This window comes from Psychrobacter sp. TB20-MNA-CIBAN-0197 (genome assembly GCF_040309765.1).
Lineage (GTDB): Bacteria > Pseudomonadota > Gammaproteobacteria > Pseudomonadales > Moraxellaceae > Psychrobacter > Psychrobacter submarinus.
In genome coordinates, this window is sequence record NZ_JBEOPC010001470.1 from 1 (window position 1) to 232 (window position 232).

Annotated in this window: 1 protein-coding gene; it reads left to right on the forward strand. The window is 39.2% G+C overall.

Going from position 1 to position 232, the window contains the following annotated elements; genetic code table 11:
* Positions 1–232, forward strand: a 232-nt coding sequence (locus AAEY83_RS18845) for a M15 family metallopeptidase domain-containing protein (RefSeq protein ID WP_351061767.1), incomplete at both ends; no start/stop codon positions are given.

Genomic DNA, 232 nt, shown 5'->3' on the forward strand with positions numbered 1-232 from the left:
GACTTAGATGTGTTTGATAAAGCTGCGGTCAGTGATGATTATAAGCTACAGCTAACACCTGATGAATACCTGCAAGGTGGGCCGTTTGCACCTTTAAGTAATTGGCTTGATACTAACTTAGTTAAATTTGGTTTTTATCGCCCTTACCAGCATGATTTAGGTGGCGTAGCACCTGAGCTTTGGCATATAAGCCATATTAAGCAATCACAATTATTAGTGAATAAACTTAGCG